This window comes from Aldersonia sp. NBC_00410 (genome assembly GCF_026342035.1).
Classification (GTDB): domain Bacteria; phylum Actinomycetota; class Actinomycetes; order Mycobacteriales; family Mycobacteriaceae; genus Aldersonia.
Genome location: NZ_JAPENM010000001.1, coordinates 79,100 through 105,596, shown reverse-complemented (window position 1 = coordinate 105,596; position 26,497 = coordinate 79,100). Strand labels below are relative to the sequence as shown.

The window sequence follows — 26,497 nt, the reverse complement described above, 5'->3', positions numbered from 1 at the left end:
ATCCCGCATTGGGTGTAAGCTTGGACGTTGCGCTGGCTGCCTCCTGTCCACCCCTCGATCGCATTGCTCGATATCACGTTCTCGGACGTGATCTTGCTGCCCTGCTCGTCGAGTTTCGTTCGGGTTGTAACCAGCGAGATTCGTAGCAGATTAAGCGATGGTCGCGCATTTCGGACGCGGCCCGCGTGAGGTGCTGGAAGGACGCATCTTGGCAGTCTCCACCCAGACCAAGGCAGTTACCGGAATCCCCGGAGCCCCCGAGCGGGTGTCTTTCGCGAAGATTCGTGAGCCGTTGGAGGTGCCCGGGCTCCTCGATCTTCAACTCGATTCATTCGATTGGCTTGTTGGTTCCCCGGAGTGGCGCGAGCGCACCACGGCCCGCACCGGCGAGCCGGCTACCGGCGGTCTCGAAGAAGTCCTTGCGGAGCTCTCTCCGATCGAGGACTTCTCGGGCTCGATGTCCCTGTCGTTCACCGATCCGCGCTTCGACGAGGTCAAGGCCTCGACCGATGAGTGCAAAGACAAGGACATGACGTACGCGGCCCCGCTGTTCGTCACCGCGGAGTTCATCAACAACAACACCGGCGAGATCAAGAGCCAGACGGTCTTCATGGGTGACTTCCCGATGATGACCGACAAGGGCACGTTCATCATCAACGGCACCGAGCGTGTCGTCGTCTCGCAGCTGGTCCGTTCGCCCGGCGTCTACTTCGACCACTCCGTCGACAAGGCCACCGAGAAGGACCTGCACAGCGTGCGCGTCATTCCGGGCCGCGGCGCGTGGCTCGAGTTCGACGTCGACAAGCGCGACACCGTGGGCGTGCGTATCGATCGCAAGCGCCGTCAGCCGGTCACCACGCTGCTCAAGGCGCTGGACATGTCCGACGAGGAGATCCGTGCGCGGTTCGGCTTCTCGGAGATCATGATGACCACGCTGGAGAAGGATCCGGCGAAGAACACCGACGAGGCGCTGCTCGATATCTACCGCAAGTTGCGTCCGGGCGAGCCGCCGACCAAGGAGTCCGCGCAGAACCTGCTGGAGAACCTGTTCTTCAAGGAGAAGCGCTACGACCTCGCGCGCGTCGGTCGCTACAAGATCAACAAGAAGCTCGGCGTCAATCCGGGCGAGCCGATCACCGCCACGGTGCTCACTCGCGAGGACATCGTCGCGACCATCGAGTACCTGGTGCGCCTGCATGCCGGGGACAAGTCGATGACCGCTCCGCGCGGCATCGAGGTGCCGATCGAGGTCGACGACATCGACCACTTCGGCAACCGTCGCCTGCGTACGGTCGGCGAACTGATCCAGAATCAGATCCGCGTCGGCCTGTCCCGCATGGAGCGGGTTGTTCGCGAGCGGATGACCACCCAGGACGTCGAGGCGATCACGCCGCAGTCCCTGATCAACATCCGCCCCGTCGTGGCCGCGATCAAGGAGTTCTTCGGAACCTCGCAGCTGTCGCAGTTCATGGACCAGAACAACCCGCTGTCGGGTCTGACCCACAAGCGTCGTCTGTCGGCGCTCGGCCCCGGTGGTCTGTCCCGTGAGCGTGCCGGCCTCGAGGTCCGTGACGTGCACCCGTCGCATTACGGCCGCATGTGCCCGATCGAGACCCCGGAAGGCCCGAACATCGGCCTGATCGGCTCGCTGTCGGTGTACGCGCGGGTGAACCCGTTCGGCTTCATCGAGACGCCGTACCGCAAGGTCGAGAACGGTCGGATCACCGATCAGATCGAGTACCTGACCGCGGACGAGGAAGACCGCTACGTCAAGGCCCAGGCCAACGCCAAGGTCGACGCGGACGGCAGCTTCACCGAGGATCGCGTGCTCTGCCGCCGTAAGGGTGGCGAGGTCGAACTCGTCACGCCGAACGAGGTCGAGTACATGGACATCTCGCCGCGGCAGATGGTCTCGGTCGCGACCGCGATGATTCCGTTCCTCGAGCACGACGACGCCAACCGCGCCCTGATGGGCGCGAACATGCAGCGTCAGGCCGTGCCGCTGGTCCGTTCCGAGGCGCCGCTGGTCGGCACCGGTATGGAGCTGCGCGCCGCGGTGGACGCCGGCGATGTCGTCGTCACCGAGAAGAGCGGTGTAGTCGAGGAGGTTTCGGCCGACTACGTCACCGTGATGGCCGACGACGGCACCCGCCGCAGCTACCGGATGCGCAAGTTCGCCCGCTCCAACCAGGGCACCTGCGCGAACCAGCGTCCGATCGTGGACGAGGGGCAGCGTGTCGAGACCGGCCAGGTCCTCGCCGACGGCCCGTGCACCGAGAACGGTGAGATGGCACTCGGCAAGAACCTGCTCGTGGCGATCATGCCGTGGGAAGGCCACAACTACGAGGACGCGATCATCCTGTCGCAGCGCCTCGTGGAAGAGGACGTCCTGACCTCGATCCACATCGAGGAGCACGAGATCGACGCCCGCGACACCAAGCTCGGTGCCGAGGAGATCACCCGGGACATCCCGAACGTCTCCGATGAGGTGCTCGCCGATCTCGACGAGCGCGGCATCATCCGCATCGGTGCCGAGGTTCGCGACGGCGACGTGCTGGTCGGCAAGGTCACCCCGAAGGGCGAGACCGAGTTGACCCCGGAGGAGCGGCTGCTGCGCGCGATCTTCGGTGAGAAGGCGCGCGAGGTGCGCGATACCTCGCTGAAGGTGCCGCACGGCGAGTCCGGCAAGGTCATCGGCATCCGGGTGTTTTCCCGCGAGGACGACGACGATCTGCCGCCGGGCGTCAACGAGTTGGTGCGCGTGTACGTGGCGCAGAAGCGCAAGATTCAGGACGGCGACAAGCTCGCCGGCCGGCACGGCAACAAGGGCGTCATCGGCAAGATCCTCCCCGCGGAGGACATGCCGTTCCTGCCCGACGGCACCCCGGTCGACATCATCCTGAACACGCACGGCGTGCCTCGGCGTATGAACATCGGCCAGATCCTGGAGACCCACCTCGGCTGGATCGGCAAGACCGGCTGGAACGTCCAGATCGCGGACGATGGCTCGCGGCCGGACTGGGCGGCGACGCTGCCCGAGGAGATGCTCGCCGCCGGACCCGACACGAACATCGCCACCCCGGTGTTCGACGGTGCCCGTGAGGAGGAGCTCACCGGCCTGCTCAGCTCCACCCTGCCGAACCGTGACGGTGAGGTCATGGTGGGTCAGGACGGTAAGGCGACCTTGTTCGATGGTCGTTCCGGTGAGCCGTTCCCGTACCCGGTTTCGGTCGGCTACATGTACATCATCAAGCTGCACCACCTGGTCGACGACAAGATCCACGCGCGTTCGACCGGGCCGTACTCGATGATCACGCAGCAGCCGCTCGGCGGTAAGGCGCAGTTCGGTGGTCAGCGCTTCGGTGAGATGGAGTGCTGGGCCATGCAGGCCTACGGCGCCGCCTACACGCTGCAGGAGCTGCTCACCATCAAGTCGGACGACGTGGTCGGCCGCGTGAAGGTGTACGAGGCGATCGTCAAGGGCGAGAACATCCCCGAGCCGGGCATCCCGGAGTCGTTCAAGGTGTTGCTCAAGGAGCTGCAGTCGCTGTGCCTCAACGTCGAGGTGCTCTCCAGCGATGGTGCGGCGATCGAGATGCGTGACGGCGACGACGAGGATCTGGAGCGCGCTGCGGCCAACCTCGGCATCAACCTGTCCCGCAACGAGTCCGCCACCGTCGACGACCTGGCGAACTAGTCTGCCGGCGGCGGCCGCGCATTGTGGCCGCCGCCTCTAGTCCTTGTCGAACTTGCTAGAAACAATCCCACTCTTGGGGAAAGGAAGTTACGTGTTAGACGTCAACTTCTTCGATGAACTCCGAATCGGCCTGGCCACCGCGGAGGACATCCGCCGTTGGTCCTTTGGCGAGGTCAAGAAGCCGGAGACCATCAACTACCGCACGCTCAAGCCGGAGAAGGATGGCTTGTTCTGCGAGAAGATCTTCGGTCCCACCCGGGACTGGGAGTGCTACTGCGGCAAGTACAAGCGTGTCCGGTTCAAGGGCATCATCTGTGAGCGCTGCGGCGTCGAGGTGACTCGCGCCAAGGTGCGTCGTGAGCGGATGGGCCACATCGAGCTGGCTGCGCCGGTTACACACATCTGGTACTTCAAGGGCGTCCCGTCGCGCCTTGGCTACCTGCTCGACCTGGCGCCGAAGGATCTCGAGAAGATCATCTACTTCGCGTCCTACGTGATCACCTCGGTCGACAAGGACATGCGGCACAACGAGCTGTCCACGCTCGAGGCCGAGATGGTGGTCGAGAAGAAGGCGCTCGCCGATCAGCGCGACGCCGATCTCGCCGCCCGCCAGCAGAAGCTGGAAGCCGACCTGGCCGAGCTGGAGGCGGAGGGTGCCAAGTCCGATGTGCGCCGCAAGGTGCGCGACGGCGGCGAGCGCGAGATGCGTCAGCTCCGTGACCGGGCACAGCGCGAACTCGACCGGCTCGACGAGATCTGGACCACCTTCACCAAGCTGTCCCCGAAGGATCTGGTCCCGGACGAGATGATCTACCGGGAGCTCGTCGACCGCTACGGCGAGTACTTCACCGGTGGCATGGGTGCCGAGTCGATCCAGAAGCTCATCGAGACCTTCGACATCCCGGCTGAAGCCGAGAACCTGCGCGAGACCATCCGCAGCGGCAAGGGCCAGAAGAAGCTGCGTGCGCTCAAGCGACTCAAGGTCGTCGCGGCGTTCCAGATGTCGGGCAACTCGCCGATGGGCATGGTTCTCGACGCCGTTCCGGTGATCCCGCCGGAGCTGCGCCCGATGGTTCAGCTCGACGGTGGCCGCTTCGCTACCTCCGACCTGAACGACCTGTACCGCCGCGTGATCAACCGCAACAACCGCCTCAAGCGACTGATCGATCTCGGCGCGCCCGAGATCATCGTCAACAACGAGAAGCGGATGCTGCAGGAGTCCGTGGACGCGCTCTTCGACAACGGCCGGCGTGGCCGTCCGGTCACCGGACCGGGCAACCGTCCGCTCAAGTCGCTGTCGGATCTGCTCAAGGGCAAGCAGGGCCGGTTCCGCCAGAACCTGCTCGGCAAGCGTGTCGACTACTCCGGCCGTTCGGTCATCGTCGTCGGCCCGCAGCTCAAGTTGCACCAGTGCGGTCTGCCCAAGCTGATGGCGCTCGAGCTGTTCAAGCCGTTCGTGATGAAGCGTCTGGTCGACCTGAACCATGCGCAGAACATCAAGTCCGCCAAGCGGATGGTCGAGCGGCAGCGCCCGCAGGTGTGGGACGTGCTCGAAGAGGTCATCGCCGAGCATCCGGTGCTGCTCAACCGCGCACCGACGCTGCACCGCCTCGGCATCCAGGCCTTCGAGCCGCAGCTCGTCGAGGGCAAGGCGATCCAGCTGCATCCGCTCGTCTGTGAGGCGTTCAACGCCGACTTCGACGGTGACCAGATGGCCGTGCACCTGCCGCTGTCCGCGGAGGCGCAGGCCGAGGCACGCATCCTGATGCTGTCCTCGAACAACATCCTGTCGCCGGCGTCCGGTCGTCCGCTCGCCATGCCGCGTCTGGATATGGTGACCGGTCTGTACCACCTGACCCGCCGTGAGGACGGCGCGATCGGCGAGTACAGGTCCGCGACGAAGAACACGGCCGAGCAAGGCGTGTACTCCTCGCCGGCCGAGGCGATCATGGCCGTCGATCTCGGGGTGCTTTCGGTTCGCGCCGCCATCAAGGTGCGGCTGACGCAGCAGCGTCCGCCCGCCGACGTGGAGGCGGCGCTGTTCCCCGAGGGCTGGACCCGCGGTGACGCGTGGACCACGCACACCACCCTGGGGCGCGTGCTGTTCAACGAGTTGCTGCCCGCGGACTACGCGTTCATCAACGAGCAGATGCCGAAGAAGCGGCAGGCGACGATCATCAACGATCTCGCCGAGCGCTACCCGATGATCGTGGTCGCGCAGACCGTCGACAAGCTCAAGGACGCCGGCTTCTACTGGGCCACGCGTTCCGGTGTGACGGTGTCGATTTCGGACGTTCTGGTTCCGCCGGAGAAGCCCGAGATCATGGAGCGCTACGAGGCGCAGGCCGATCAGATCGAGAAGAAGTACCAGCGTGGTGCGCTCAACCGTACCGAGCGCAACAGTGCGCTGGTCAAGATCTGGTCGGAGGCCACCGACGAGGTCGGCCGGGCCATGGAGTCGCACTTCCCCGACGACAACCCGATCCCGATGATCGTGAAGTCCGGTGCGGCGGGCAACATGACCCAGGTCCGCTCGCTCGCCGGCATGAAGGGCCTGGTGACGAACCCGAAGGGTGAGTTCATCCCGCGTCCGATCAAGTCCTCCTTCAAGGAGGGCCTGACCGTGCTGGAGTACTTCATCAACACCCACGGTGCCCGTAAGGGTCTGGCCGACACCGCGCTTCGTACCGCCGACTCGGGCTACCTGACCCGTCGTCTGGTCGACGTGTCGCAGGACGTCATCGTGCGCGAGCACGACTGCGGCACCGAGCGTGGCATCAACACCACGATCGCGGAGCGGCTGTCCGACGGCACGCTGGTGCGCGACGCGCATGTCGAGACCTCGACGTATGCCCGCACGCTGGCCGCCAACGCGGTCGACGAGAACGGCAACGTCATCGTCGAGGCGGGCGCCGACCTGGGCGATCCGGCGATCGAGGCGCTGCTCGCTGCCGGGATCACCGAGGTGAAGGTCCGCTCGGTGTTGACCTGCACCACCGGCACCGGCGTCTGCGCGACCTGCTACGGCCGGTCGATGGCCACCGGCAAGCTCGTCGATATCGGCGAGGCGGTCGGTATCGTCGCCGCGCAGTCCATCGGTGAGCCGGGTACGCAGCTGACCATGCGTACCTTCCACCAGGGTGGTGTCGCGGGTGAGGACATCACCGGCGGTCTGCCGCGTGTCCAGGAACTGTTCGAGGCGCGTGTGCCGAAGGGCCTCGCCCCGATCGCCGAGGTCAGTGGCCGCGTGCGCATCGAGGACGACGACCGGTTCTACAAGATCACCATCATCCCGGATGACGGTGGCGAGGAAGTCGTCTACGACAAGCTGTCGAAGCGTCAGCGTCTGCGTGTGTTCAAGCACGACGACGCCAGCGAGCGCGTGCTCGCGGACGGCGACCACGTCGAGGTCGGCCAGCAGCTGCTGGAGGGCTCGGCTTCGCCGCACGAGGTGCTGCGCGTCATGGGTCCCCGCCAGGTGCAGATCCACCTGGTCAAGGAGGTCCAGGAGGTGTACCGGAGCCAGGGTGTGTCGATCCACGACAAGCACATCGAGGTGATCGTGCGCCAGATGCTGCGTCGCGTGACCATCATCGATTCGGGTTCGACGGAGTTCCTGCCCGGTTCGCTCACCGAGCGTGCCGAGTTCGAGGCTGCGAACCGTCGGGTCGTCGCCGAGGGCGGCGAGCCGGCAGCGGGTCGTCCGGTGCTCATGGGTATCACCAAGGCATCGCTGGCCACCGATTCGTGGCTGTCGGCGGCGTCGTTCCAGGAGACCACTCGCGTGCTGACCGACGCGGCGATCAACTGCCGCTCGGACAAGCTGATCGGTCTGAAGGAAAACGTCATCATCGGCAAGCTGATCCCGGCCGGTACCGGCATCAACCGGTACCGCAACATCCAGGTTCAGCCGACCGAGGAGGCGCGCGCCGCGGCGTACGCCGTGCCGTCCTACGACGACCAGTACTACAGCCCGGAAGGCTTCGGCCAGGGCACCGGTGCTGCGGTTCCGTTGGACGACTACGGATTCAGCGACTACCGGTAGTCTGCAAGACCACAGCGGCCCCGCACTCGTTTCGAGTGCGGGGCCGCTGTCGCTTCTGCCCGGTTTGGGTGTCCTTCGAACCGGCACTGCCGAGATCCCGACCGGCGATACGTGGCCAGAGTTCTCGAGCCTGGCAGCATGGATTGCATGACGATCAACACCACGTCCATCGCGCACGTTCGACTTACCGTCACCGATATCGAGCGCTCACGGCGGTTCTATGAGGGCGTGTTCGGCTGGCCGGTCCTCGTCGAGATGCCTGAAGGCGCCGATGACGCACTTCGCGAGCAACTCGGATTTCTATTCGGCGGCGTGATCTACAACATCGGCGGCGCACTGATCGGGTTGCGGCCCGTCGCCGACGACCGCTTCGACGAGGATCGGACAGGACTCGACCACGTCGCGTTCCGGCTCGACAGCAAGGACGAATTGGATTCGGCGGCTGGGCACCTCGAGGAATTCGGCATCGCACACGAGCCGATCAAGGACATCGGACCGGCCTATATCCTCGAGTTCCGCGACCCGGACAACATCGCGCTGGAGCTGACCGCACCGAAATGATCCGATCCCGGCCGGGGCTCAGGAGTCGCGTTGGCGATGGCGACTCGCGCCGCAGCTCGAGGCGTCAAGCCGTTGTGGAACCGACGACGGCAGTCGAGAAGGCCAACGACTCCGTGACGTTCTGATCGTCGCCACTGTGCCGCAGTCGTTCGCGATAGCGGAACAGCAGGAAGACGATGTAGTCCGTGCCGACGCCGAAAAGTACCACCACCAGAATCGACTGCAAGGACGTGCTGACCTGAAAGTCGAAGAGCGCGGCGAGGTCCGCGGTCAAGCTGGTGACGCTGGTCCACCTATCGGATAGCGGCCACGATGTCGGCTGGTGCCATGATCAGATCTAGTATCGCCGTACCGATGACCTGTTCATATCCGTGCAGGCTCGTTGCGTCCGCGGTGATTCCCACGGCGACGGTGTCGCCGAGAACCAGTGCATTGATCGCCAATGGGTAGCCCATGAGCGGGCCGAGCGGGTACACGGCCGATACCTTGCGGCCCAACGCCGAGGAGGTGTTGCTGAATGCCGGACTGAGAGTGACATCGATGTCGGGCCTCAGGGCGGCGAAGTATCCGCGTGTGAGGAACCGCTCCACCGGCCACGGCAAGCGCGGTGTCCGGCTCAGCTGGTAGGTGGCTAGCTCGGTTCGGTCCCGTTTTGCCGATTCCAGTTGTGTGCGAACGTGTACGAATTGCTTCGCAAGGTCGGGCTCGTCGCCGCGGATGTTCAGCATCGCCATCGACACCGCATTCCCCACATGGCGGAGTTCCGGATCGAGCGTGACCGGAATCGTCGTCCGGAATAGCGATACCGGATGCTTCGGATCGAACTGGTTCCGGCTCAGCGCTGCGCCTACCGATGCGCAGAGTAACTCCATGAGCGATGCCGAATGCGCGCGGGCGCACGCGCGAAACTGCACAGTCGGTATCTTGATGATGCGTGCACGACGCTCGCCGGTGCGCGAAACCTTCGGCAGTCGCCCGGATGCCGCGCCTTCCCGCCAGCTCCGCCCGAGGCCTGTGAGCGAGCGTGCGGTAGCGCGAACGCCGATCGGTGGGACCTCGTAGTGCGAGCTGTCCAAAAAGCGGGAGAACTGTGACGAATTGACATCGCTGTCCGCGAACAGCCAGGCGAATCCCCCTGCGGAGATTGCATCCGCCATGCTGTGGTGTCCACGCAGCACGATGTACTGCCGCCCCGTTTCCTCCACGGTGACAAGCGTGACCCGCCATAGCGGCCTGGTCCGGTCGAGTTGGCGCGACAGCATGCGTCCGAGCAATACCTGCAGCGCCGCGTGATCATCGACGAGCACAGCCTCGACTTGGTCGACGTCGCTGTCGGCCGCCATCGTGGATGGCACCGGACGGCGCCAGCCGCGGTCCGGGACAAGGATGTCGAAGCGATGTGACGCAGCGGACCTTTCCCGTACCCGCGTCCGGAGCTCACCGAGCGAAAGGTGGTCCGCATGTTCGTCGAGTTCGAAGGTTATTGCCCAATGCATGGGCTGCGCACGGCGTTCCAGCCGCAAGAACTGCATGTCGAGATCCGTCATCGGATGGTGGGGATCGGCATGATCAAAGAGTTCGGGCATAGGGATTTGCTGCTCCTTCTGCTGATTCGACCGTGCCGGTGAGGTTGTCGAGTTGCCGGTGCCGCGCGATGGTTCTGCGGGTGACCAGCCGTGCGGCGAAATCGGGACCGTTGGCCCAGCGGACCAGCACAGTGGTGAGTGGATCCATGGTGATGTTCCGTCGGTCGCGTTCGATTCCGCGGATCGTCCTCCGAGCGACCTCCGCGGCCGACCGGACCCGGATGGTCCCGGAGACGGCTTGGGTAACAGCTGGTTTGCGAAGATTCTCGACGGCTAGACCGGGGGTGTCGGTGTCGGGTGGATAGACCGTCGATATCCGGACGCCGGTACCGACGAGTTCCTGGTCGAGTGCGAGAGCGAACATGCGGACCGCGGCCTTCGTCGGGCAATACCCGGCGAACCCGATGACGCTCACAAGGCCCGCGGTAGAACTGGTGAGAACGATGCGCCCGTGCCCCTGTGCCACCATCGTTGGTAACACCGCACGGGCGGCATTGACGGCGCCGAGATAGTTGGTGTGCAACTGAATTCGAATGTCATCGCTGCTGAGATCGCCAACCATGCCGGGGATTCCAAGCCCGGCGCAGGAGATGAGTACATCGCAGGGGCCGGCCCGTTCGGTCAACGAGCGCACCGCATTCTGCAGGCCTTCTTCGTCGGTTACGTCGGCCGACGACCAGCGTGCGCCGCATTCTCGCGCCGCAGCAGCAAGCTGAAGGGAGTTGCGCGCGATCATCGACACGCGAGCGCCGCGTGTCGCAAGTTCGCCACAAATCGCCCGGCCTATTCCTCGCGAGCCGCCAGTGACCACCACGTGGCGATCTCGCCAGTGATCGTCGCCGCCGAACACCAAACTTCGGCCAGTCATGCCGAATTCCGTTGTTGTGCAATGGAGTCGCTGACGAGATCTGCGACGTCCCCGACGGTTGCCGGCGGATCGTCCCGCTGCGTGTCGATGAGCGAACAACCGAAGTACTGCTCGAGAACCGCGGTCAACTCGATCAGTCGTGCCGAGTCGTATCCGAGGTCGTCGACGAGTGACGATGCCGCGGTTGAGGTGCCATGGCGATCCGGGGCCAATGAGATGACCAGTTCGATCACGTCTGTTTCGATTCCATCACGCTCCATGGCTTTCCTCCGCAAGTTTCGCGACTCCGATGGAGCCATCGACAATGTCGACGATGTCGCGCACCGTCCGGCAGCCATGGACTTGTTCCTCGGTCAACAACACGCCCAGACGCTCATGGATGGCGACCCGCCCGATGGCGAAGGCAATCGAGTCGAAGCCGAGGTCTGCCAGCAATTCCGCGTCCAACTCGGTTTCGGTGCACGGTATGGCGAGGTCGCTGCGCACGATCTCGAGGACGGCAGGTGCGCAGCTATCGAGGTCGGTCATTAGGACCTGCCTTCGCCGACGGATACGACTCCGCGGACGGGCGCGGAGTCAGTGCCATGCGAACGGGACTCGGGAATCAGGCGGGAAGCCGACGATCGTTTGATCTTTCCGGAGGGAGTCTTCGGGAGGGCGCCTCGAGGCAACACGAGGACCTGTTGCGGCGTTACGCCGAGGTCGGCGTAGATCGCGCGCGAAACCTCGTGCCGGATTCTGCCGATCTCGTCCTCATCGAGTCCGTCGACCGATTCGACAAGCACGGCGAATTCCTCACGCCGTTCGGCCCGAACCAGCCGAACCGCGGCGGCGTTGCCCGGTCGCACGCCGCGGACCCGAAGCGCGGCGCGCTCAATGTCCATTGGGGCGATGTTTCGGCCGGCGACGATGATGACATCCTTCTTTCTTCCCGAGACCACGATCTGACCGTCGTCGGTGAGATAGCCGAGATCGCCGGTCGGCAGCCAGCCGTCGGGACCGGCAGCCTCGGAGATTCCCTCGGTCGTGAGATACTGCTTTGTCACAGCCCCGCCGCGAATCTCGATCTCGCCAATCGCGCGGGCCGGCTGTCCGATTCCGCTCGAATCGACAACGCGCACATCGAGTCCTGGCATCGGGGCACCCAGCATGATCAGTCGGCAGGCATCGGCCTCCGGCTCAGCCTGCCGCGCCACCTCCTCGACCTCGAGTGCGCGGCGATTGACCCGGTCAACGACGATCGGTGTGTCGAGCGCACTGAAGGACACGGCCAGGGTCGATTCGGCCATCCCATATGCGGCGACCATCGCGGAGCGGCGTAGCCCGAATCGCGCTCCTGCCGAGAGAAATGCCTCGATTGTGTCGATGTCGAGTGGCTCCGCGCCGTTGAGCGCGAATCGCAAGGACGTCAGATCGTATGCCCCGTCCGGCGCGTTCTGCAGTCGTCGGGCGAGAATCGAGTACGCAAAGTTCGGAGCCGCAGTCATGGTCCCCCGGTAGCGCGTGATGAGTTCGGGCCACACCAGCGGCGAGCGCAGGAAGGCAGTCGGACTCACACACACCGCCTCGGCGCCGTGCAGCATCGGTTGGACCAGAAAGCCGATCATGCCCATGTCGTGGAACAGCGGTAGCCAGCTCACAGTGGTATCACTTGGACCGCCCGCGGACGAGGCCAGCATCGCGACTTCGTTGTGATGCAGATTTGCGTGGGTGATGACGACGGCCTTCGGCACGCCGGTGGTACCGGACGTCAACTGGAGTATCGCCGTGTCGGTTTCGTCCGACTCAACGATTCCGCTGGATTCTGTGTGCGCGCGGAGCTGCTCCACAGTAGTGGTGACGAAGCCGCGCGAACGGAGTAGTGACTCGATCCCCGTAAAGGGGCTGCCCACGACCACTACTCGGGCGTCGATCATGGAAAGCAACTCGACCGTCGCGGCCGCCCATGCCGCGAGATCGGCTCGCGGTGTCGGTTGATGCAGCATCGTGAAACTTGCGCCACGCAGCCAAACACTTTGGATCACGGGGGCGATATCGGCGGCCTCGCCCGCGAGGATCGCGACCGAGTCGCCATGATCGACGCCTTGTGCGGCGAGCCCGCCGGCGAATCGTCGTGAAGTCTCGAGGATTTCGCGCCAACCGATTCGTTGCATCGCGGCGGGGTCGCCGGTGTGCAGGCCGAAGTCGCTCGTCTTCCCCGTCTCCAAGAGACGGTCCATGAACAGAGACATCAATTGCCCTTTCGGTCGAAGTAACAGGTGAAAAAGGTTCTGGCTACCTCACGCGACCGTTTGCTCGGATCGCTCGGTGGCACGGGATATTCCGTGGTTTTGCACCGCATCGGCGACGATCTCGGCAGCTTGCTGGAGTTGACTCTCGGTATGCGTGGCCATAACACTGAGCCGGAGTAGACCGCCGTCCGATGCAACGGCGGGCTGCAACGCGGCAGCGCAAAAGACGCCGTTTTCGAAGGCGTACCGCCACGCCCGGATCGTGCGAACGTCATCACCGATGACAATCGACAGGTTGGGTGCGACGACGACTTCCCCGGTCGGGAGTTTCGATATTCCGCCCACATCGATACCGGCGTCGAGTAATAGGTTGCGCAGTCGGACGGCATTGGCGTTGGCAGCCGAGGCGAGCTCGGCGCCTTCCGGGGACCTGACCAACCGCACCGCCGCCAGCGATGAACCTAGTGCGGCAGGGGCGGCCGAAGTGCTGAATAATAGCGCCCGCGCATGCAGACGGAGGGCGTCGGTGAGGGTACGTCGACCCGCGATGAAGCCGCCGGTCGAGCCCATTCCCTTCGACAACGCTCCCATCCGGATCTCGACATCCGATTCCGCCCCGAAGAGTTCGACCGCGCCCGTCCTTCGCGCGCCCATCACACCGATGCTGTGCGCTTCATCGACCATCAGGGGAAAGCCGAACTCTTTGGTAAGGGCGGCAATTCGATCGATCGGGGCGAGGTCGCCGCGCATCGAGTAGAGACCGTCGATTACCACAAGTGCGAGACCGCGGCGTCCGCTGACCCGCTCGAGTTGCCGGCGTAGTGCAGCGACGTCGTTGTGCGGAAATGTCCGAATACCGGCACCGGACAGCCGCGCGCCATCGTGCAGTGATGCGTGCGCCTCCACGTCGAGGATGGCGGTGTCACCCGCCCCTAGCAGCGCGGCGACGGTTCCGAGGTTGGCCTGGTAACCGCTGGTGAACACGAGTGCATCCTCGGTCTCGTGCCAATCGGCAAGTTCCTCCTCGAGAGTGAGAACCAGCGAAGTTGTGCCGTTGAGCGGAGGCGTGCCGGTTGTCGAACCGCCCATCGCGCATAGCGCATTCCGGGCGCCTTCGGTGATCGCGGGGTGATTTCCCAAGCCTAGATAGTTGTTCGATCCCAGCATGATTCGGGGTCGGCCTTCGAGAATCGATATTGGGCCAACTGCACTGTCCATGCGTCGAAAGAAGGGAAGCGCACCGGCCGCCTTGACCTCCTGCAGCACTGCGAGTCGGCGATCGTTCGCAAATCGGGAGTTCAGGACATTTTTTGACACTGAGCACCTTTCGTCGTCGTCGGCAGCGTGGACGGCTTCGAAGTCGGACCGCGTGGCAACGAACCAGGTGGGGAATTGCCACGGTTCGAGCCGGAGTGGAATCGCAGTGATTCGAACGGCCACTGCGTCGTGTCCGCCGGCGAGTCGAGCGTGCGGACACTGCCGCGCAAGTGCCGGTCCGATTGTTCGCCTGATCGAGCGATGGGCCGAAATTGCAGTCCATCGAAGGGATGTCGCAACGCTACGACGAACCGCTTAAGGATCGCTAAAGCCTCTGGTGGCGAGCCGAGCAGCACTTGTGCCCATTGCTTCGCGGGTCGGGGCGCGTCGAACTCGCGGTTGGTAACGATTGCTCGACAGTATCTGTCGCGGTGAAAGTGACAGTCAGTTTGATGAGAACTTCGGTGGCACCGTGGTGTTTTCGATCACTACGCGCAGTTGCTGAGGGATTGCCTTCGTGTAAGACTGCCCTTGGGGGACACTCTGTCCGGCGCGATCAATGCGACAACGGGGGAGACATTGTGGTTTGGATTGCTGGGCCCTATTCGCGTGCAGCAGGGCGAACGAGAATGCGTCATCACGCCGGCAAAGGTTCGAATGACATTGGCTGTCTTGATGATTCGGCGAGGACATGTCGTGTCGCCCGACCAGCTCATCGAGGAGATTTGGTCGATCGCCCCGCCGCGACGGGCTGGTGCGGGGGTCCAGGTGTACATATCGGGTCTGCGACGCTGCATTTCGGCGAATGCTGCTGCAAATTACGATGACTCGGCCGCAGCGCGTATCATTACCCGTCCCGGCGGCTACGCGTTCGAGCCGCGACAGTCCGATGTATTCGATGTGGATCTGCTTCATTCGAGACTCACGACCGGACGTCTACTGCTGGCACAAGGCGATACACGCGGTTCGGTAGCGATACTCCGCGACGCAGCTGACCTGATCAGGGGTCGTCCGCTGGGAGACGTTCGGGGTGATGGTCCAATCATCGCCTCGTTCGTGGCACGCACAGAGCAGGACGAGGAGGAAGTGTGGCATCTCTTAACCGAAGGTCTGATACGCACAGGTGACCATCGCGGCGCCGTTCGGCTCGCGAGCGGGTTGATCGAGCAGTATCCATTGCGCGAATCACTGCATGTTCAATTGATTCTCGCGCTGGGACGGGCAGGCCGTCGGGACGAAGCGATTTCGGCCTACCGCCGGGCGTGCCGAATCTTGCGCGTCGAACTCGGCGTCGAGCCTTCGTCGCAAATCAATGATGTGTTTCGCGAAATTCTTTCTGGTTCAGGGGGATAGGCCGGGCCCGGTGCCGAATTCTGACGCAGGATCACCGCGGGCGCCGCCCACGCAGAATCGACGACGAGCGGAGTGCGATGTGAAGAATATCGATCAAGGCGACATCCCGACATCGATGATTATCCGCTGCATCGGGGAACTCGAGCTGCCGCAGTATTGTGCAGACTTCGCCGAGGACGACCCGGTCCTGCGGAGGGCGTCGACCGGCGCGGAGTATTGGCTGGCACGCGGCCCACAGGTATGCCGGCAGGCGTTGTCCGACGATGCGGTGAGCCGCAGCGCAGCGGCGGGGGCGCAAAGCCCGGCGCTCAAGGCGAATCCGACAATTTCCGCATCGTCCATCATGAGCATCGATGGGTCACGCCATACACAGTTGAAGCGTGTGTTGTCGGTCTGGCTGTCCAAACGTAACGCCGCTGCGTGGAAACCGAATGTGGCCAAGCGAGTCGAGGAATCGATCGATCGGCTGCGCGGTTTCGGAAGTGGCGGATCCGTCGACCTAGTATCGAACTTTACCTCGGTACTCCCAATGATCGACTTGGCCGACCTCCTGGGCGTGCCGGAGGACAGGATGGCGGACATCCTCGATTGCGCCGACGTCTTCTTCGATCTGGACTCGGTGCCGCCTGAACAGGCTGCGGCGCGTATCGCACGACTTGTCGACTTCACCATCGAAATGTTGACCGTCGAGCGAAAGCGGCTGCGCCCGGGAATGATTGTGGATCTTGCTGCAAATCAGGATCTTTCGCGGCGCGAGGTGCTCGAGCTAATTCTCGCGCTGCTCACCGCGGGCTTCCATACCGTGGCCGGGCAACTTTCGATCGTGCTCTATGCCGTGTTGTCGTCGGGCGTACTCGCGCGTGCGATGCTCGACCCGGTCGCCGGAGAGACAGTTGTACGTGCCTTGACGCATGCCGTTCCGGTGACCACGGTGAGCTTCCCCCGCCGCGTGCTGGGTGAGGCAGTGCTCGGGAGCACTTCACTCGACCACGGCGACCTGGTCGTCGCTGGACTGGCGGACGCGGGTGCGTGTGTGCTCGGCGACGAGCGGCGTTGGCACTCGGAAGCATTGAACGGGTTGGGATTCGGGTTCGGAAAGCATCGCTGTCCGGGTGACGGCTTCGCGCTCGACCAGTTGGCCCTGGCGACGCGGGCGTTTGTGTTGGCATTTCCTTCGGCACGTATCGCACCGGGCGCGGAGAGCGTGCGTTGGACCGACGGTGCCTCGACGAAAAGCGTCGCGACTCTGCTCGTCGACCTCACGGCGTGACCGGCGGCAGTTCGCAAAAGTGTGCGCTAACTATCGAGCTGGGCGGATATCCCGGTCAGGACTCTGTCCAGAGCCTCGGTCAGCAGGTCCTGCAACGGTTCTGCGAAGCTGCCGTCGACCCAGCAGTCGAGAGCGGCGACGAAACTCCATATCACTTGCGCGACTATGAGCCGGATTGTCAGCCCGAACGGATCGAGATGCAGGCATTCGGCTATCGGCTCGCGCAGTCGGCCTTCGAGCCGTTGGATCACGCGAAGGTGGCCGGCACGGATCTCGTCCTCCGCGTTGATGAGCTTCATTCGGCGCTTGATGAAGCTCTCGTCGCCGGACAGTATTGCCGCACTGAGCAGTGGCGCTGCGAGTTTCGCCGTGCCGATCAGTTCCTCGAGTCCGGCGGCGTGGCGGCATGCTTCGCGAACCATATCGATGGCGTGTGTTTCGTAGTCGTCCCAAACGACCAGCATCTCTTTGGTTCCGAAATAGCGGTAGATCGAGCTTGGCGATACGCCGGCGACGCCGGCGATCCGTTCGATGGTGACGTTGCCGTATCCCTCGCTGTCGAACAGGTCGAGGGCGGCCTTCTGCACCTCCCGCATCGCGGCGACACGGAGTTGGCTCCGCAGTCCGAATGGTTCGGTCGGTCGCTCGCTCACGGGGCTAAGGATAGCGGCCGACAAATCGTGATAGTCACTTGCAGTGTGACGTTTACTCTCATATCGTTTGCGGCAGGCGGGCCGTGCGGACCGAACGGGGGCGGGCAATGATCCGGTATGCCGAGTGGATCCTGCGGTTTCGACGAGCAGTGGTGTGGATAGTGGTTTCGCTGTTGCTGCTGTCCGGACTGTGGGGCCTCGGTGTCTTCGATCGGCTCAATCTCGCTGGGTATGCCGACCCGAACAGCGATTCGGCAGAGGTGGAACGCCTGATCGGAGATGCGTTCGGCCGGCAGGCCGCTGACGTGGTCGTCATCTACACGGCGCCCGATGGCCAGACCGTCGACGACATAGGCCCGCAGGTCCGCGAAAGCCTCGGTTCGATCGACCGCGACTCATTGACCAAGTCGCCCGAGTCGTACTGGACGTCGATGCCGGTTGTCGCCGATTCGTTGGTTTCGGCGGACCATACGAAGGCGCTTGCGATACTCACCCTGGCCGGTGATGAAAGCGAACGGCTGGCCGACTATCCCGCTGTTGTCGACGCCGCGCAGGTGGCTGGAGTCCAGACCGCCTTCGCCGGCTGGAACGCGACAACGGTGGCCTACAACGAGCAGTCCGAGCACGATCTGGTCCGTGCGGAAGCGGTCGCTATCCCAATCACGCTGGTGCTACTGGTGTTCGTGTTCGGTGGTGTTGTCGCCGCTCTGATCCCGCTCGCGGTAGGGGGATTGGCGGTCTTCGGGTCGTTGGGTGCGCTACGCGCGCTGTCGTACGCGACCGACGTCAGTGCCTTCGCGGTGAACATGGCGTCGATCCTTGGGCTGGGAATCGCCATCGACTATGGGCTGTTTCTGGTCACCCGATTCCGTGAGGAAACACGCAGTGGGCTCGATCCGATCGCGGCGGCTCAGCGCGCGCTGGTCACCGCGGGCCGCACCATTGCCTTCTCGGCGCTGCTTTTGGTCTGCGGGTTCGCGGGGATGATGGTCTACCCGATTCCGATGCTGCGTTCACTCGGCTACGGCGCGATGATCGCCGTGGCCCTGGCGGCGCTGGTTTCGGTCACCGCGGTTCCTGCGGTACTCGCCCTGCTGGGCGGCCGCGTCGATGCGTGGTCTTGGCGCCGGGTGTCGGTCACGCGTGCCGAGGAGCGGTCGAAGGTGCTGTGGACCCGGCTCGCGGACTTCGTGATTGCGCGACCATGGACGATTGCTCTCGTCGTGGTCGGCGTGCTCGCGGTGCTGGCCGCACCCGCATTCGGATTGAAACTCGGCAGTCTGGATGTGTCGGGGCTGCCTGTCGGCAACCCGGCGCGCGAGGCGCAGACCCTGGTCACTGACCAGTTCCCGGACGCCGGCAACGGGGCGGTGGTGATCGTTCGGGGTGATGGTGGGAGTCCGGCGAATCCGGCCGACGTGAACGCGGTTACCGAGTCCATGCGGTCGCTCGAGGACGTGAGTTCCGTCGATCAGATCGTGGCCGGACCGGACTTCACGGTCCTGCGTGCGACGCTGACCAGCAGCGACTTCTCTATCGGCTCCGCGGACGCGATCGCGGCGATCCGAACATTGGATTTCCCCGACGATGTCACGGTTCTCGTAGGTGGTGAGAACGCACTCGAGGCCGACAGCACCGACGCGATTCTGCACGGCTTCCCGCTGATGGTGCTCGTCATGGTTACGGCCACGCTGGTGCTGATGTTCCTTGCGTTCCGATCGGTGGTGTTGCCGATCAAGGCCGTGCTGATGGCATTCCTTTCTCTTGCAGCCACTTTCGGGATTCTGACCTGGTTGTTTCAGAACAGCGCGCGGGCCGAGTTCCTCGGTATCACCGGCGGTCCGTTGCCTGCCGCCGCGATCATCATGATTGTTGCGGTCGTGTTCGGGCTCTCCACCGACTACGAGGTCTTCCTCATGTCGCGAATGGTCGAGGCACACGATAGCGGTGCCGACACGCCCGGTGCCGTCCGGATCGGCCTCTCCAGCACTGGACGGGTGATCACCTCGGCGGCGTTGTTACTGCTGATCGTCACCGGCGCGGCGGCGCTCTCGGCCGTAAACCTGATGAAAATTGCCGGCCTCGGTATGGCGATCGCGATCGCCATCGATGCGACGATCATCCGGATGCTGCTGGTGCCGGCGTTGGTCACACTGATGGGCGCCGCAAACTGGTGGAATCCACTGCGATCTCGGCGCAAGGAGCTCACACCGGTCGAATAGCGGGGCAGTGCCGCACGGGTAGCCTGGTGGCAACCGGACACATCCGACACCGGCAGCACGAAGAGGTATCACCATGGCAGGCAAGAAGCTCGACAAGCAGACCGCCGGCGCCGCGCTGGAGACGGTCAAGGAGAGCCCGGTGATGGTGGGCGTGCTCGGCGTACCCGCCCTGGTCGGCTTCGCGCTGATTTGGTTCTTGGCCGGCTTCGGCTGGGCGCTGCTCGCCGCGGTCCTGCTCGTCGCATTCGTCGGTTACAAGATCACCCGCTGACTACTTGCCGTAGCGGTACGGCAGATACTGCAGCGACCACTGATTGCCGTCCGGATCGGCGAAGTAGACGAAGTGCCCCCAGGCCTGGATGTCGACCTCACTGGCATCTACGCCCGCGTCCAGGAGGGTCTTGCGGGCCACGTCGAGGTCCGAGACGCAGATCGTCAGGCCCTTCACCGAGCCCGGTTCCGCGTCCGTGACGTTCTTCCCGATTGCAATCGAGCAATTCGAGCCCGGCGGGGTCAGCTGAACGAAACGCAGATCTTCGCTGACCGTGTGGTCGTGGTCGGCGTTGAAGCCGATCGAGGTGTAGAAGTCCTTGGCCTTGTCGACGTCGGTCACCGGAAGAATGACGAGTTCGAGTGTCCAGTCCATCGTGATCCCCTCTCTTTGTCGGTAATCAACAGTCTCGACCCTATTGCGGACATCTCCGGTCCTCGTTGAAAATGGGTCGTGCGAATCTTTCGGCGACACACGTGGGTGCCTCGGGTTTTCGTCGTCACCTGCGCGTTCAGTGCCGGCATCGCCCTTCCGCCCGCGCTCGCGTCCGCGCAGCCGGGTAGAGCCGAAACTCCGGTCGAGTCGAGCTCCCCGATCACCGACGTCGTCGAGACCGTCGTCTCGATACCCGCGCCGCTGCCGGCCGCCGTGCAGCCGCACCCCGCCGCATGCGACCGGTTGTCGTATCTGCGATTCCGGGCGGCGAACGGGCCCGACCTCGCGGCGGACGCCGACCGCATCCTGATCGCGCAGCCCGGCATTTTCGAAGGCGCGGGTGCGTTCGAAAGCGTTGCACGCAACACGGTTTCGGCGGCCGCGGCACAGGGCAGGCAGATCGAGTTCTGGGCGCTGGACCGCCGCTCGAACTGCCTCGAGGACCACACCGGAACCGCGGCGGGTCTGGCCGCGGGCGATCTCGACGTAGCCACCGACTACTACTTTCACGGCGCACCCGTCGACGGGAAGAGCTTCGCCGGGTACGCCGACGGCGCGCAGACCGCCTGGCTCGCCGACATCGGCCTCGCGCAGACGCTGCGCGACCAGTACGACCTGCTGCGTCACGAGTTGCCCGATCCCGCGACTCGCCGCGACAAGGTTCTCTGCGGCGGCCACTCGCTCGGCGGTTCGATCACCGGCTATTTCGCGGAGTGGGATTTCGATGCGAACCCGGCGACCACCGACGACGCCGGATTCGCCCAATGCGCCGGGTACTTCGCGCTCGACACGGTGATCGCGCCGGGCTCGCCCGGACCAGACCTGCCGACCGAGGTGAGCCTGCCAAGTGGCTCCGCGGACGCGGTTGCCGCACTCTCGCCGGTGCTCCGGCTTCCGGCAGTGATCAACCCGGAGACCACGAACATGCTGGCGATGACGGGGCTGGCCGCGCGCCTCGATCCCGGCGGCGTCGACGACATCGTCGCCCGGCTGCCACACAATCCGAACATCGACCTCACCCTGCGGACGCTCCTGTCGGCCGACTACGCGGGATTCATCACCGGCATGCCCGATGTACGGGCACTGCATGCGACCAACAATGCGGTGCTCGGCATGATCATGGACGACAACTCGATGCCGTTCGGATTCATCCAAGCCAGTGTGGGATTTCCCCGGGGACCGGTGCGGCCCAAGTCTTTTCCGCAGCCGAACCCGGCGCTCGTCGCGCCCGCCGATCCGGCGGCGGTGTACGGCTGGGACGACTACGACGCGGTGCCGACCACTGCGTTCAGCGATCCGAGCCGCGAGGTCACCGCGATCGGGCAGTTGGCCCGCAACCTGTGCGAGCAGCCGCTCGACTTCACCGAGTGGTACTTCCCGAGCCGGCTGCCGGTCGACATGTCCGCGGCCGGCGACTCGGACATCGCCGCCCACCTGCTGCATCCGGACGGAATTGTGCGCCATCGCGTCTTCACCGCACAGGCCGCCGACGGACTCGGCGCCACTCCCGACGTACGCCCCGGCGATGTACTGCTGACCCTGGCCGGTTACAACCACATCGACGTGTTGACCGCATCCGCCCGCCAGAACGACGGCATGCCCGAACGGGTTTCGACCGGGCTCGCCGAATTCGCCAACGGTTGACCGCGTATCCAACCCCCCCGTGTTGATCGGGCGCTGGATTCGCCGTCAGTGCACTATGCGTTCGCCCGAGGTCGGATCGAACAGGTGGATTCGTCCCTCCGGCTTCACCTTCAGTTTGACCGTGTCGGCAAGCCGGGCGGGCATCCGTCCCTGGGTACGCGCGCAGAAGTCCATCGGTTCGCCGTCGAGCCCTCGCAGTGGTTCGCCGGTGTTGCGTGTGTAGACGTAGGCCTCGCTGCCGAGTTCCTCGACGAGTTCCACCGTCACGTCGAAGCCGTCGTCGGCGCCGAGTTGGATTTCCTCGGGGCGGATCCCGACGGTGACGGTGTCCAGGTTGCGTGACGACAGCGCGGCGAGGGTCTCGCGCGGCAGCCGCAATGTGCTGCGGGCGACATCCAGACCATCGGCGACCACTCGGGTGGTGAACAGGTTCATCGCGGGGGAGCCGATGAACCCGGCGACGAACGCGTTGGCGGGCCGGTCGTAGAGGTCGGTGGGGGAGGCGAACTGCTGGAGTTTGCCGAACCGCAGTACTGCGACCCGGTCGCCCATGGTCATGGCCTCGACCTGGTCGTGGGTGACGTAGACGGTGGTGGTGCCCAATCTCCTTTGCAGCGCGGCGATCTGGGTTCGGGTCTGCACGCGGAGTTTGGCGTCGAGGTTGGACAGCGGTTCGTCCATGCAGAACACCCGCGGTTCGCGCACGATGGCGCGGCCCATGGCGACGCGTTGACGCTGTCCGCCGGACAGTTTGGCGGGTTTGCGGTCGAGGTAGTCGGTGAGGTCGAGCAGTTTCGCGGCTTCCTCGACCTTGCGTTTGCGCTCGTCGGTGGGCACGCCGCGCATTTTCAGCGCGAATCCCATGTTCTCTCCGACGGTCTTGTTCGGGTACAGCGCGTAGTTCTGGAACACCATCGCGATGTCGCGGTCCTTGGACGAGACACCGACCATGTCCTTGCCGTCGATCAGGATGTGTCCGTCGTCGATCTCCTCGAGACCGGCGAGCATGCGCAGGGCCGTGGACTTTCCGGAGCCGGATGGTCCGACCAGGACGACGAACTCACCGTCGGCGATGTCGAGGTTGAGGGAATCGACGGCGAGGGTGTCGGCGCCGGGGTAGACGCACGAGGCGTTTTTGTACGAGATTGCGGCCATGATGATGTGCTCCTCGGAGAGTCTATTCGGGACGGTCTATTTGATGGCGCCGAAGGACAGGCCGCGCACGAGTTTGTTCTGCGCGAACCAGCCGGCGAGGATGACGGGTAGGGCGGTGAGTACCGCGGCGGCGGATAGCTCGGCCCAGTAGAGGCCCTGCCCGGTGATGAAGCCGACCAGGAACACCGGCAGTGTCTGTGCCTGAACGGCAGTCAGGTTGACCGCGAAGAAGAATTCGTTCCAGGAGAAGATGACGCAGATCAGCGCGGTCGCGGCGATGCCAGGGGAGACCAGCGGCAGGATCACCTCGCGGACCGAGGTCCACAGGCTCGCGCCGTCCATGCTCGCGGCCTCGAGAAGTTCGCTGGGCACTTCGAGGAAGAACGAGCGCATCATCCAGACTGCGATGGGCAGGCTCATCGAGGTGTAAAGGATGACGAGCGTCCAGATGTTGTCCAGCATGCCGATGTCGCCGACGATGACGTAGAGCGGGATTATCGCCGCCACCAGTGGCAGCATTTTGGTGCTGATGAAGAAGAACAAGGCGTCCTGGGTCTTGCGGACCGGGCGCAGTGACAGCGCGAACGCCGCCGGAACACCCAGGGCCAGCACGAAAATCGTGGACACCGCAGTCGCGAACAGCGAGTTCATCAGCGCCGTCCCGATCCCACTGTCGAGGACCGATCGGTACTGGTCCAGCGTCGGAGTGAAGAACAGTTTCGGCGGGTCGGTGTAGGCGTCGGCCTCTTGTTTGAACGAGGTCAGCACCATCCACAGGACCGGGAAGAAGAACGCGATGCCGATGATCCAGGCGAGCAAGCCCCACAGCGAGTCGGTCTTCCAGCGGCGTGACTTGATGTCACCTGCCTTGGCCGGGCCGGCATCGGATCTGGTCGCCTCGGTGGCCGTCGTTGTACTCATGCCGCCTCCTCCTTTCCGGTGAAGCTCTTGAAGATCAGTCGCAGCGCGAACGAGGCGACGACCATGGTGCCGATGACGACGATCACGCCCATGGCCGCGGCCTGGCCGATGTCGAAGCCGAGGAAGGCGCGTTGGTAGATGTAGAACGGCAGGTTGGCGCTGGCCACGCCGGGTCCGCCCTGGGTCATCATGTACACCGCGTCGAAGGTGTTGACCAGGTAGATCGCACCGAGCACGGCGCCGAGTTCGATGAATCGGCGCAGATGCGGCAACGTGAGTTCGCGAAACAGTTTGAACGCACCGGCCCCGTCCACGCGGCCGGCTTCGAGGATGTCGCGCGGCATCGACTGCAGGCCGGCGAGAATCAGCAGCATCATGAATGGCGTCCACTGCCATACCAGGTCGGCCATCACCGCGGGGAGGGGGAACTTGCTCACCCAGTCGACCTGGCCCACACCGAACGGGCTCAGTGCCCAGTTGACCAGGCCGTAGACCGGATCGAGCATGGTGGTTTTCCAGATCAATGCCGCGGCAACGGGTGTCACCAGAAACGGGGTGATCAGCAGGGTGCGCACGATGCCACGACCCAGGAACTTGCGGTCGAGCAGCAACGCGAGCAGCAGGCCGAGGAATACCGAGATGATCACCGTGCCGACAATCAGGACGATGGTGTTGATGGTGACCTGCCAGAACTGGCGGTCGGCGAACACGTCGGCGTAGTTCTGCAACCCGACGAAGTGTCGCGAGCCGGGCCGCACCAGGTTCCACGACTGGGTTGAGTAGTACAGGGTGAACAGGAACGGGATCTGCGTGACCACGATCATGAAGATCAGTGCGGGTAGCAGTGGGCCGCGTCGGCGCCAGCCTTCGGCGCGGGTGATGGTGTCACGCTTGGAGTGCAGCGTGGTCACCTTGGTCGGCGCCGCGGAGGCGGGGGCCGTGGGTGCAGTGGCGGTCATGACTACTGCTCCTCCTGGTAGGTTTTGCCGACCACTTCGGCGTACTTCTGGGCCTGTTTGAGCGCGTCGTCGACGCTGGTCCGCCCTGCCACGGCGGAACTGATCTGCTGGCTCACCCGGGTGCCGAGATCCTGAAACTCCGGAATGGTCAGGAACTGAATCCCCGTGTACGGAACCGGCTGAACCGTAGGCTTTTCCGGATCTGCGGCCGCCATCGCGGCAAGCGTCGGTGGGCCGAAGGCAGCCGAAGCTTCCTTGTATTCGGGGATCTCGTAGGTGGAGAGCCGACTGCCCGGCGGCACGCGCGACCAGCCGAGTTCCTCGCCGACCGTCCGGATGTAGTCCTTGCTGGTCATCCAGGAGACGAACTTCCATGCCGCATCCGGGTTCTGGCTGGTCTTCGGGATGGCGAGCGACCAGGAGTAGAGCCAGCCGTTGTCCGCCTTCGCCATCGCCGGTGCCGGCGCGTAGCCGATCTTGCCGACCACCGTGCTCTCGGCGGGATCCTCGAGCACCGACACTGCGGAGGTGGCGTCGTACCACATCGCCGTGTTGCCCTGGGCGAGCTGCGTGGCACATTCACTGAATCCACTGGTGGCCGCGCCTGGTTCGCCGTGCTCACGGACCGTGTCGACGTAGAACTGCACGGCACGGCGTACCTCGGGACTGTCGAGCTGGGCGTTCCAGTTCTCGTCGAACCAGCGACCGCCGAAGGCGTTGATCACGGTGTCGAGCGGCGCGAGCACCTCGCCCCAGCCGGGCTTGCCGCGCAGACAGATGCCGGACATGTCCGCGTCGGGATCATCGAGCTTGGCGGCGAATCCGGCCACTTCCTCCCAGGTGGGCTGTGCCGGCATGGTGAGGCCGGCCTGCTCGAACAGATCCTTGCGATACATCAGGAACGACGACTCGCCGTAGAACGGCACCGAATACAAATCGCCGTCGTAGGACAAGGACTTTCGCAGCGACGGAATGAAGTCCTGCTCGTCGTAGTTCGGTGTCTCCCGGGCGTAGTCGGAAAGGTTGACCAGCCAACCATTCTCGGCCCACTGCGGGGTCTCGAAGTTGCTGATCATCACCACGTCGAACTCGCCGCCACCGGTCGCGACCGAAGCGGTGATCTTGGCACGCGCCTCGTTCTCCGACAGGGAGACGAACTTCAGCTTGATACCCGGGTTCTCGGCCTCGAACTTGTCCGACAGGCTGATCGCATCCTGCATCTGCGAGTTCGACACGATCGCGATCGTCACCGTGTCCTCACCGCCGCTGCCGAACGACCCGGCGCCCGCGCAGCCTCCGACCGTCAGCGCGGTAATCGCCGCCATCGTCACGACGGCGAGCTTTCCAAATGGCCCTGCGGCCAATCTCT

21 protein-coding genes are annotated in these 26,497 nt (G+C 64.3%); 8 read left to right on the top strand and 13 right to left on the bottom strand.

Features of this window, described 5'->3' with window-relative positions:
* The first annotated feature begins 190 nt into the window (after window positions 1-190).
* The 3 genes from OG921_RS00400 (at window position 191) to OG921_RS00390 (ending at window position 8,303) form a co-directional block, all read left to right on the top strand.
* Window positions 191-3,697: a DNA-directed RNA polymerase subunit beta gene (locus tag OG921_RS00400; protein WP_266110994.1), complete on the top strand. Its 3,507-nt coding sequence runs from the start codon at window positions 191-193 to the stop codon at window positions 3,695-3,697.
* A gap of 91 nt (window positions 3,698-3,788) precedes the next feature.
* Window positions 3,789-7,742 carry a DNA-directed RNA polymerase subunit beta' gene (locus OG921_RS00395; RefSeq protein WP_266110376.1) on the top strand — a complete coding sequence of 1,318 codons (3,954 nt, stop codon included), beginning with the start codon at window positions 3,789-3,791 and terminating at the stop codon, window positions 7,740-7,742.
* 147 nt (window positions 7,743-7,889) lie between these two features.
* A complete protein-coding gene (locus OG921_RS00390; RefSeq protein WP_266110375.1) occupies window positions 7,890-8,303 on the top strand; it encodes a VOC family protein in 414 nt (137 codons plus the stop codon).
* A 64-nt stretch (window positions 8,304-8,367) separates the two neighbouring features.
* On the opposite strand, the gene OG921_RS00385 is transcribed toward OG921_RS00390, so the two are convergent.
* From OG921_RS00385 to OG921_RS00355, 7 genes are read right to left on the bottom strand one after another with little or no spacing between them, the layout of a single operon-like run.
* Entirely contained in the window at window positions 8,368-8,577 is a 210-nt protein-coding gene (locus OG921_RS00385; protein WP_266110374.1) for an MMPL family transporter, read from the bottom strand.
* A gap of 19 nt (window positions 8,578-8,596) precedes the next feature.
* Window positions 8,597-9,889: a wax ester/triacylglycerol synthase domain-containing protein gene (locus OG921_RS00380; protein WP_266110373.1), complete on the bottom strand. Its 1,293-nt coding sequence runs from the start codon at window positions 9,887-9,889 to the stop codon at window positions 8,597-8,599.
* Window positions 9,873-10,757 carry an SDR family oxidoreductase gene (locus OG921_RS00375; protein ID WP_266110372.1) on the bottom strand — a complete coding sequence of 295 codons (885 nt, stop codon included), beginning with the start codon at window positions 10,755-10,757 and terminating at the stop codon, window positions 9,873-9,875. The genes OG921_RS00380 and OG921_RS00375 overlap by 17 nt, the downstream gene beginning before the upstream one ends.
* Window positions 10,754-11,017: an acyl carrier protein gene (locus tag OG921_RS00370; RefSeq protein WP_266110371.1), complete on the bottom strand. Its 264-nt coding sequence runs from the start codon at window positions 11,015-11,017 to the stop codon at window positions 10,754-10,756. The genes OG921_RS00375 and OG921_RS00370 overlap by 4 nt, the downstream gene beginning before the upstream one ends.
* Entirely contained in the window at window positions 11,007-11,285 is a 279-nt protein-coding gene (locus tag OG921_RS00365) for a phosphopantetheine-binding protein (RefSeq protein WP_266110370.1), read from the bottom strand. Before OG921_RS00365 ends, OG921_RS00370 begins: the two co-directional genes overlap by 11 nt.
* A complete protein-coding gene (locus tag OG921_RS00360) occupies window positions 11,285-12,988 on the bottom strand; it encodes a fatty acyl-AMP ligase (RefSeq protein WP_266110369.1) in 1,704 nt (567 codons plus the stop codon). The genes OG921_RS00365 and OG921_RS00360 overlap by 1 nt, the downstream gene beginning before the upstream one ends.
* A 48-nt stretch (window positions 12,989-13,036) precedes the next feature.
* Entirely contained in the window at window positions 13,037-14,206 is a 1,170-nt protein-coding gene (locus OG921_RS00355; RefSeq protein ID WP_266110368.1) for an aminotransferase class I/II-fold pyridoxal phosphate-dependent enzyme, read from the bottom strand.
* A 696-nt stretch (window positions 14,207-14,902) separates the two neighbouring features.
* Here OG921_RS00355 and OG921_RS00350 point away from each other — a divergent pair.
* Both OG921_RS00350 and OG921_RS00345 read left to right on the top strand, forming a co-directional pair.
* Window positions 14,903-15,598, top strand: a complete 696-nt coding sequence (locus tag OG921_RS00350; RefSeq protein WP_266110367.1) for an AfsR/SARP family transcriptional regulator — start codon at window positions 14,903-14,905, stop codon at window positions 15,596-15,598.
* Window positions 15,599-15,677: 79 nt separating this feature from the next.
* On the top strand, window positions 15,678-16,868 hold the full coding sequence (locus tag OG921_RS00345; RefSeq protein WP_266110366.1) for a hypothetical protein: 1,191 nt from the start codon (window positions 15,678-15,680) through the stop codon (window positions 16,866-16,868).
* Between the two features lie 26 nt (window positions 16,869-16,894).
* Here the strand turns inward: OG921_RS00345 and OG921_RS00340 are convergent, their stop codons facing one another.
* The gene (locus tag OG921_RS00340) at window positions 16,895-17,521 is read right to left on the bottom strand and encodes a TetR/AcrR family transcriptional regulator (RefSeq protein WP_266110365.1); all 627 of its coding nucleotides are present in this window, start codon (window positions 17,519-17,521) and stop codon (window positions 16,895-16,897) included.
* A gap of 83 nt (window positions 17,522-17,604) precedes the next feature.
* On the opposite strand from OG921_RS00340, the gene OG921_RS00335 reads away from it, so the two are divergent.
* Together OG921_RS00335 and OG921_RS00330 are read left to right on the top strand one after the other, a co-directional pair.
* Window positions 17,605-19,743 (top strand): MMPL family transporter, encoded by a 2,139-nt coding sequence (locus tag OG921_RS00335; RefSeq protein WP_266110364.1) that lies wholly within the window; start codon window positions 17,605-17,607, stop codon window positions 19,741-19,743.
* A 73-nt stretch (window positions 19,744-19,816) separates the two neighbouring features.
* Entirely contained in the window at window positions 19,817-20,014 is a 198-nt protein-coding gene (locus tag OG921_RS00330; protein WP_266110363.1) for a hypothetical protein, read from the top strand.
* Here the strand turns inward: OG921_RS00330 and OG921_RS00325 are convergent, their stop codons facing one another.
* Window positions 20,015-20,389, bottom strand: coding sequence for a VOC family protein (locus OG921_RS00325; RefSeq protein WP_266110362.1), 375 nt, complete (start codon window positions 20,387-20,389; stop codon window positions 20,015-20,017).
* 105 nt (window positions 20,390-20,494) lie between these two features.
* On the opposite strand from OG921_RS00325, the gene OG921_RS00320 reads away from it, so the two are divergent.
* Entirely contained in the window at window positions 20,495-22,093 is a 1,599-nt protein-coding gene (locus OG921_RS00320; protein WP_266110361.1) for a hypothetical protein, read from the top strand.
* A gap of 45 nt (window positions 22,094-22,138) precedes the next feature.
* On the opposite strand, the gene OG921_RS00315 is transcribed toward OG921_RS00320, so the two are convergent.
* From OG921_RS00315 to OG921_RS00300, 4 genes are read right to left on the bottom strand one after another with little or no spacing between them, the layout of a single operon-like run.
* Window positions 22,139-23,248 carry an ABC transporter ATP-binding protein gene (locus OG921_RS00315; protein WP_266110360.1) on the bottom strand — a complete coding sequence of 370 codons (1,110 nt, stop codon included), beginning with the start codon at window positions 23,246-23,248 and terminating at the stop codon, window positions 22,139-22,141.
* A gap of 36 nt (window positions 23,249-23,284) precedes the next feature.
* Entirely contained in the window at window positions 23,285-24,169 is an 885-nt protein-coding gene (locus OG921_RS00310; protein WP_266110359.1) for a carbohydrate ABC transporter permease, read from the bottom strand.
* Window positions 24,166-25,128, bottom strand: a complete 963-nt coding sequence (locus tag OG921_RS00305; protein ID WP_266110358.1) for a carbohydrate ABC transporter permease — start codon at window positions 25,126-25,128, stop codon at window positions 24,166-24,168. Before OG921_RS00305 ends, OG921_RS00310 begins: the two co-directional genes overlap by 4 nt.
* A 2-nt stretch (window positions 25,129-25,130) precedes the next feature.
* Window positions 25,131-26,453 carry a sugar ABC transporter substrate-binding protein gene (locus OG921_RS00300; protein WP_266110993.1) on the bottom strand — a complete coding sequence of 441 codons (1,323 nt, stop codon included), beginning with the start codon at window positions 26,451-26,453 and terminating at the stop codon, window positions 25,131-25,133.
* Window positions 26,454-26,497: the final 44 nt, after the last annotated feature.

Coding starts and splice junctions, on each gene's coding strand:
- OG921_RS00360 (WP_266110369.1), bottom strand. CDS start 12,988: ATGTCTCTGTTCATGGACCGTCTCTTGGAGACGGGGAAGACGAGCGAC.
- OG921_RS00305 (WP_266110358.1), bottom strand. CDS start 25,128: ATGACCGCCACTGCACCCACGGCCCCCGCCTCCGCGGCGCCGACCAAG.
- OG921_RS00380 (WP_266110373.1), bottom strand. CDS start 9,889: ATGCCCGAACTCTTTGATCATGCCGATCCCCACCATCCGATGACGGAT.
- OG921_RS00330 (WP_266110363.1), top strand. CDS start 19,817: ATGGCAGGCAAGAAGCTCGACAAGCAGACCGCCGGCGCCGCGCTGGAG.
- OG921_RS00315 (WP_266110360.1), bottom strand. CDS start 23,248: ATGGCCGCAATCTCGTACAAAAACGCCTCGTGCGTCTACCCCGGCGCC.
- OG921_RS00300 (WP_266110993.1), bottom strand. CDS start 26,453: ATGGCGGCGATTACCGCGCTGACGGTCGGAGGCTGCGCGGGCGCCGGG.
- OG921_RS00370 (WP_266110371.1), bottom strand. CDS start 11,017: ATGGAGCGTGATGGAATCGAAACAGACGTGATCGAACTGGTCATCTCA.
- OG921_RS00390 (WP_266110375.1), top strand. CDS start 7,890: ATGACGATCAACACCACGTCCATCGCGCACGTTCGACTTACCGTCACC.
- OG921_RS00375 (WP_266110372.1), bottom strand. CDS start 10,757: ATGACTGGCCGAAGTTTGGTGTTCGGCGGCGACGATCACTGGCGAGAT.
- OG921_RS00350 (WP_266110367.1), top strand. CDS start 14,903: ATGACATTGGCTGTCTTGATGATTCGGCGAGGACATGTCGTGTCGCCC.
- OG921_RS00325 (WP_266110362.1), bottom strand. CDS start 20,389: ATGGACTGGACACTCGAACTCGTCATTCTTCCGGTGACCGACGTCGAC.
- OG921_RS00310 (WP_266110359.1), bottom strand. CDS start 24,169: ATGAGTACAACGACGGCCACCGAGGCGACCAGATCCGATGCCGGCCCG.
- OG921_RS00365 (WP_266110370.1), bottom strand. CDS start 11,285: ATGACCGACCTCGATAGCTGCGCACCTGCCGTCCTCGAGATCGTGCGC.
- OG921_RS00355 (WP_266110368.1), bottom strand. CDS start 14,206: ATGGACAGTGCAGTTGGCCCAATATCGATTCTCGAAGGCCGACCCCGA.